Source organism: Armatimonas sp. (assembly GCF_043760365.1).
Classification (GTDB): domain Bacteria; phylum Armatimonadota; class Armatimonadia; order Armatimonadales; family Armatimonadaceae; genus Armatimonas.
On record NZ_JAYUPA010000107.1, the window covers coordinates 1 to 6,423 of the forward strand.

Annotated in this window: 6 protein-coding genes; all 6 read right to left on the reverse strand. The window is 58.5% G+C overall.

All coding sequences use genetic code 11. From position 1 onward, the window contains the following. Positions 1-175 precede the first annotated feature (175 nt). Positions 176-1,702, reverse strand: a complete 1,527-nt coding sequence (locus ACH2EH_RS02875; protein ID WP_395138761.1) for a glycine--tRNA ligase — start codon at positions 1,700-1,702, stop codon at positions 176-178. A 151-nt stretch (positions 1,703-1,853) separates the two neighbouring features. Beyond that, positions 1,854-2,357 (reverse strand): DinB family protein, encoded by a 504-nt coding sequence (locus tag ACH2EH_RS02880; protein ID WP_395138763.1) that lies wholly within the window; start codon positions 2,355-2,357, stop codon positions 1,854-1,856. After that, positions 2,354-3,346, reverse strand: coding sequence for a UDP-glucose 4-epimerase GalE (gene galE, locus ACH2EH_RS02885; protein ID WP_395138765.1), 993 nt, complete (start codon positions 3,344-3,346; stop codon positions 2,354-2,356). The genes ACH2EH_RS02880 and galE overlap by 4 nt, the downstream gene beginning before the upstream one ends. 39 nt (positions 3,347-3,385) lie before the next feature. Next, a complete protein-coding gene (locus tag ACH2EH_RS02890; RefSeq protein ID WP_395138768.1) occupies positions 3,386-4,738 on the reverse strand; it encodes a C1 family peptidase in 1,353 nt (450 codons plus the stop codon). Between the two features lie 10 nt (positions 4,739-4,748). Beyond that, positions 4,749-5,204: a protein jag gene (locus ACH2EH_RS02895; protein ID WP_395138771.1), complete on the reverse strand. Its 456-nt coding sequence runs from the start codon at positions 5,202-5,204 to the stop codon at positions 4,749-4,751. Between the two features lie 9 nt (positions 5,205-5,213). Next, a partial coding sequence (locus ACH2EH_RS02900) for a YidC/Oxa1 family membrane protein insertase (RefSeq protein WP_395138773.1) occupies positions 5,214-6,423 on the reverse strand: 1,210 nt, incomplete at its 5' end.

The window sequence follows — 6,423 nt, forward strand, 5'->3', positions numbered from 1 at the left end:
GCGGCTTGCGCTACTACGTCAGCAAAACGCTCGTAAGTACAAGCTCATGCCGCTGCTCAACGCGCTGGCGAGTGCCCCCGAGGACGAGACACCGCCCCCACCGCCTGCCCCTCCCACGGAGCGCAAGCGCCTAATCTTCAAGGTGGGCTAGCGCCGCCCGTTTTCATGTGTTCGATTACACCAGACGCGCCCGCAGGTATCCGAGCAGATCGGCGATGGCGATGCGCTCCTGCGCCATGGTGTCGCGGTCGCGCACCGTCACGGTTTCCAGCAAATCCGTCGAGCCGTCGCGGCTCTGTCCCAGCGTGTCGTAGTCCACCGTGATGCAGAACGGAGTTCCCGCTTCGTCTTGACGGCGGTAGAGCTTGCCGATGGCCGCCGTGTCGTCGTAGACCACACGCATGCCAAGCTCGTTTTGAAGCGCTTTCTTGATCGCTTTGGCTTTGTTGACAATATCGGGCTTGTTCTTGGCGAGTGGCAGAACCGCCACTTTGATCGGGGCGAGCGCGGGTTTCAGACGCAATACCACTCGGATATCGCCCTTGGCCTCGTCTACCACTTCTTCGTCGTAGGCTTCGCAGAGCGCGGCCAGCACGCCACGATCCACCCCGGCGGCGGGCTCGATCACAAACGGGACGATGTGCTTGTTGGTCTCGTGATCAAAGTAGGTCAGCTTCTCCACCGAGTGCTCGTTGGGCGCGACCGTGCTCGTGAGATTCAGCGTGTCGTTGGCGCGCGAGTGCGAGCCTAGATCAAAGTCGCCCCGATTGGCGATTCCTTCTAGCTCATCGAAGCCCAGCGTCGGGAAGTTGTAGAGAATATCCACGGTGCGGCTAGAGTAGTGTGCAAGTTTGATGTGCTCAAAGAGCTGGATTTTCTCGCGATCCAGCCCGACCACGTTCACCCACCAGCTGATATGATCCTGAATCCATTCCTCATGAAGCTGGGGCGCGTCTTGAGCTTTGCAGAAGTACTCGATCTCCATCTGCTCCAGCTCACGGACGCGGAACAGAAAGTTGCGCGGCGTGATCTCGTTGCGGAAGCTCTTGCCCTGCTGCGCGATCCCAAACGGAATCTTGCGGTTGGTGGAGTCCAGAACATTCTTGAAGTTCACGAACATCCCCTGCGCCGTCTCCGGGCGCAGATAGGCAAAGTTCTCGTCGTCGGCGACTGGCCCCACCTGCGTCTTGAACATCATATTAAAAGTGCGCGGCTCCGTCCAGTCGCCGGGCCTACCATCGAAAGTATCCACCACTTTAGCGGCCTTTAGTGCCTGTTGTGCCTTTGACGGATCACTGAGGAGCACGTCTACAAAGACATCCATGTCATCGGGGCGCGGCGTGCCGAAGCTCGCCGCGACAGCATCGAGCACCTCAGGGGTTTGTTCCTTGAGCAAGTGATCGAACCGATAGCGCTTCTTGGTGGTTTTATTATCCACGAGCGGATCGGTGAAGCCCTTTTCATGGCCGGAGTAGCGCAGGACATAGCGATTGGTGAGAAGGGCCGTCTCGATGCCCTCCATGTCATCGCGCTCATAAACATTGTGTTTCCACCAGAGCCGCTTAAGATTATTCTTCAGCTCGACGCCGAGCGGGCCGTAGTCGTACGTTCCCTGGAGGCCGCCGTAGATTTCGGAGCCGGGAAAGATAAAACCGCGTCGTTTACAAAGGGAGATGATCTGATCAAGGGAAGTCGCAGGCATAGCCCACTATTTTATCACCCGAAAACTTCCCTGAACCCATCCCCCCGGCCCCCTTCCCTGTCCCAAGGAAGGGGGAGCGTTTACCCTCCATGGGACAGGGAGGGTGGCATAGAGTGAGGAACGAACGGAGTGCCGGGTGGGTTCTGGCTTATCACCCGAAAACTTCGGCATAGATCGGGTTGGGAAAGGGGGCTGTGTAGGGTTCGGTGCCGTCGAGGCCAAACGAGAAGGCGAGATAGGAGAGCTGGCCGTTCTTATAGATCACGTTCTGGAGCATGTGATAGACGCAGCCACGGACGCTCCAATCAAAGTTGGTTTCGTTGAACTGGTGGCGCACTTCGTCGAGCTTCTCGGGTGTCATGGCTTTGAGCATCTCGTCCCAGTGCTTCGTCTCCGCCTCTAGCGCCGCAATAAGCCCGCCTTTATCGGTAGGTGCTTCGGGCACGCGTGGGTGCTTGCTGGCATCGGGCTCCTCGATATGCATCCGGTCGCAGATGAGCCACTGCCAGGCGTGCGTCACGAGAGTTCGGGCTGTGGGTGCGGCAGGGTGGTAGGTAAAGTCGAACTGCTCGTCGGACATTCGGCTTGCCCAGCGCTGGATGCACGTCAGGTGCCCCATGAGATGTTTATGGGCATGTGTGAGATCGGGTGTCATTCGTAGTAGCCCTTCGGATGCGCCTTGCGCCACTCATAGGCGTGCTTGAGAATAGACTCGATGTCGGGGTACTTGGGTGCCCAGCCCAGCTCGGCCTTGATCTTCTCGCACGACGCGCAGAGCCGTCCGGGGTCCCCTGCGCGGCGCGGGGCGGGCTCCCAGTTGATCTTTGTGCCGGTCACTTTCTCAGCGGCTGTGAGTGCCTCCAGAACCGTGGTGCCGTAGCTGTTGCCCAGGTTGTAGGCAGTGGTCTTGCCGCCACTCCGCAGATACTCTAGCGAGCGGATATGGGCATCCGCGAGGTCTTCGACATGGATAAAGTCGCGCAGGCAGCTCCCATCACGGGTGTCCCAGTCGGTGCCATAGACGAAGAACTTCTCTCTCCTGCCAAGTGCGGTGTCTAGGAGAAGCGGCAGGGCGTGCTGTTCGGGGCTATGGTCTTCCCCGAGGCGGCCCTGTGAGTCGGCACCGGCGGCGTTGAAGTAGCGCAGGCTCACACTGGTGAGGCCAAAGGCGTGCTCGTAGTCTCTGAGGATGCGCTCGAACATGAGCTTGGTCTCGCCGTAGGGGTTGGTGGTCTTCTGCGGGTGATCCTCGGGGATGGGCAGAACCTGCGGCTCGCCAAACGTGGCGGCACTCGACGAAAAGATCAGGTTCTTGACCCCGCCGTCCAGCATCGCGCCTAAAAGTGCCAGGCCCTTGCCGATATTTCCCTCGTAGTACTTGCGCGGGTCGGCCACGGAGTCCGGCACCGACGCGTAGGCACCAAAGTGCATCACCGCATCCACAGCGTACTTGCGGATCGCCTTTCCCACTGCGACACTGTCGCCGTAGTCGGCGTAGACAAAGGGCACGTCTAGGATCTTGGTGACTTTCCGGTGCCCTAGCTCGAAGTTATCGAGCACGACCACATCGTAGCCGCGTTCCTTCAGCAACAAAGAGGCGTGCGAGCCAATATAGCCCGCGCCACCCACCACGAGAATAGACAAGAGAGGTTCCTCCAGATTTCGTTTAGAGTGCTTATTATATCAAAGCAGCTCGCTTGCCAAAGCGAGCGAGCCCATCGGGTCCCACGGGTCGAGCGCAACGAGCGGGCCCTCCAGAAGTGCGAGAAGCTCTTTGGGAAGATACTTCTTCTCCACCGCCACCTCGTACAGGTACTCATCGAACCAGGCATCGGTCATGGCCATGAAGCCCTGATCGCCGCCTTTATCGCCCCAAGAGTTCTCGACACGCCACTTGCGCGGTGCGCCTGCCTCGTCAATATCTACGCCAGTCAGTACCATGGCATGGGTCATGAGGCTCTGGCCGTAGTCAAGACGCGCGGCTTTGCCTAGCTCCAGGCTGGTGCCATAGAGCGGCTCGTACTCGAAGAGCTCTAAGTCCATCAGGCCCAGATCGCGGTCCATTTGCTTGCCCACATCGCAGCCGAACCAGACGGGCTTGCCAGCTTGGATCATCGCTTGAGTCGCCGCCTTGAGGGTTGCCATCTCAACATTCAGATACTGGATCGGCTGCCCTCCAATCACATTGCCCAGATACGCAATCGTGTAGGGCGTGTTGTAGCTCTTGGTGGTTTGGGGACAGTGGATCAGGCAGACCAGCTCGTCCAGCTCAACCGTGACATATTTCTTGCAGAACTGCTCCGGCGTGAGTATGCCGTCGCGGTGGAAGTTTTTGTCTTTATCACGCCACTGCCAGAGAAACTCGGTGGGCGGCTCTCCAAGATGGGTGGCGAGCATTCGGTAGAGCGCGGGAAGAAGCGCATCTTTCTGGGCCTGGAGCGCACTTGCGCTGGCTCCTGTAGCGTGTGCGGCGCGTAGCTCCGCGGCGGCCTGACGCAGCTTGAGGGTCATGAGAGCGTTCATGTCCGCGGAGCGCGACGAACTCTCGGTCTCGGGCATGGCTTCTTTGGGCACGACGCCGTACTTCTTAACGAGCGCCGCAAACATGTCCCACTGCCCGCCGTCTTGCAGGGGGCTAGCGAGGAGCCAGTCTAAGAGTCGGCTTCCCACAGGCTCATCGAGTGTGGCGAGGATATTCTCTAGGAAGTAGTTCGCCTTCTCTAGTTTGTCCCAAAACATTAGGTAGTTCTGGGAGAGCTCGAACTCCTCGACCCCTAGCTTTTCGGCGATCTGGGTGCGAAAGAGATTGAGCCCAGCGAACATCCAGCAGCGCCCGGAGGCGTTCTGGGCGGTGGACTTGCCGGTCTTGACATGGTGCGAGTAGGTGTGTGTGAGGCGCGCGACGGCATCCCGGTTAAGCGCTACGGCCTTGATTGCCGTCTTGGCCACGGCGTTGCGAGCAATCCGCGCCACCGGGTCGGCGGCGAAGGTGGCGCGGCAATGGGCGAGTGCCTCGTCGTTGAGGGAAGTTTTCATGGTTTTTTTGTTATTGTTGGGGAGCGATAACGATGTAGCGATCCGGCTCTTCGCCTTCAGAGTAGGTCTGGATATCCGTGCGACCTGTGAGTGTCTGGTGGACAATGCGGCGCTCCAGCGGAGGCAGAGGATCAAGAACGGCTTCTTGGCCCGTTGAGGCGACCTGATCGGCGAGCTCGTTGGCCATGTCGGTGAGCATCTTCTCCCGGCGCAGGCGGTAGCCATCGGCATCAAATGTTACCCGGAGCCGTCCCCTTCCCTGGCCCACAATTGCACTGATAGCGATGAGCTGGAGGGCATCTAGAACCTGCGCACCCCGCCCGATCAGAAACCGTGCATCTTCTCCGTGAAAGCCGATCAGAACGCCCTCTGGCTCGTCCCGCTCCACTTTCGCGGTAACATCGAGCCCTGTTGTGGCGGCAAACTCCTGAGCGAAGGTCAGCACCTGCGCCTTGACATCCTCCATTGTCTACTCCTATTTCTTCTTCTGGTTTTTCGGTGAGATCAGCTTAGCATTGGCCGTCAGCCCCGTACCAGACGGGCCATTATCCCCTGAAGAACCGCTTGCTGCCAATACGACGGGCCCATCGCCTGCATCTTTCGTCATCCGGTTCATCAACCACTGGCGCAGCATCCCAAATAGGGTAGAGACAAAGTAGTAGAGAACGAACGCCGACGACACTTGGCTCTGGAGCATGAATAGGAAGTAAGTGACGGGCATGAAGGTCGTCATGGCCTTCTGCACTTCCGCCTGAGTGGGGTCCGTCGGTGCTGGCAAGAGCTTCGACTGGAGAAACTGCGCTAGGGCGTAGAGGAACAGCAGCAGAATATCAAGCTCTCCTAGGTGGTGTGCTAGTGCGCCACTGAGTGGGTAAGGCCACTTGAGGCTCGCCGCCCCCACGGCAGGGTTGATCCACAGGAAATGGGCATCAGTGAAGTGGAACTGGTAGCTCTGGATCAGTTGGAACATGGCAAAGAAGATAAGCATCTGAGGAATGATCATCACGCAGCCCTGCATCGGGTTGACACCGTGCTGCTTGTTGAACTCACTCATCTTCTGCTGCATCAGCAGGGGATCCTCTTTGTAGCGCTCCTGGATCTTTTTGATTTCAGGCTGGTACTTGGCAAGCTCCTTGAAGGACTTATACTGCTTGAGCTGGAGCGGCCACATAATAACCGCCACAAAAATCGCAATCACAAAGATCGCAATGACAGGCGAGACTTCGGAGTTACCGCCACAAACCGTCACCAGGCCGTTCATGATCTTGTAGGCGATCCCCGCCTCATTGGCCTTGTCCATTTTCTGAGCGATATCAGTGATTTTGGCCTCTAGCAATTTTTTCTCTTCACCGCTTGCACTGATGGTGCGCCGCGAGATTTGCTTGAGCTGTGTCCATGCCGTGTAGTCGTTTTTGAGCTTGGTGGAGGTGAGGTCGGCGGCAATAATAGCAGCCTTCATCCCTTCCGCTTGGGGGACGAACTTATTGGCGACCGCGTTGTAGAACCCGGCAGCGTCTTGCCAGAGAGCCTCTGTCTGTGTAGACTTGGCCTTCTCCGCATCTTCCGCAAACTTTACCTTCGCCTCGGCGGCCGCAACGGCAGCGGCGGGCGTGTCGGGGACAGTGTAGTTGGGGCCACAGCCTGCCCCGAAGAGCAGTGTGAGCAAGAGGGTGAGAAAGGCGACA

What these genes read in the sequence shown, in the direction of transcription:
- ACH2EH_RS02875 (WP_395138761.1), bottom strand. Translation starts at nt 1,702, where the DNA reads ATGCCTGCGACTTCCCTTGATCAGATCATCTCCCTTTGTAAACGACGC.
- ACH2EH_RS02880 (WP_395138763.1), bottom strand. Translation starts at nt 2,357, where the DNA reads ATGACACCCGATCTCACACATGCCCATAAACATCTCATGGGGCACCTG.
- ACH2EH_RS02890 (WP_395138768.1), bottom strand. Translation starts at nt 4,738, where the DNA reads ATGAAAACTTCCCTCAACGACGAGGCACTCGCCCATTGCCGCGCCACC.
- ACH2EH_RS02895 (WP_395138771.1), bottom strand. Translation starts at nt 5,204, where the DNA reads ATGGAGGATGTCAAGGCGCAGGTGCTGACCTTCGCTCAGGAGTTTGCC.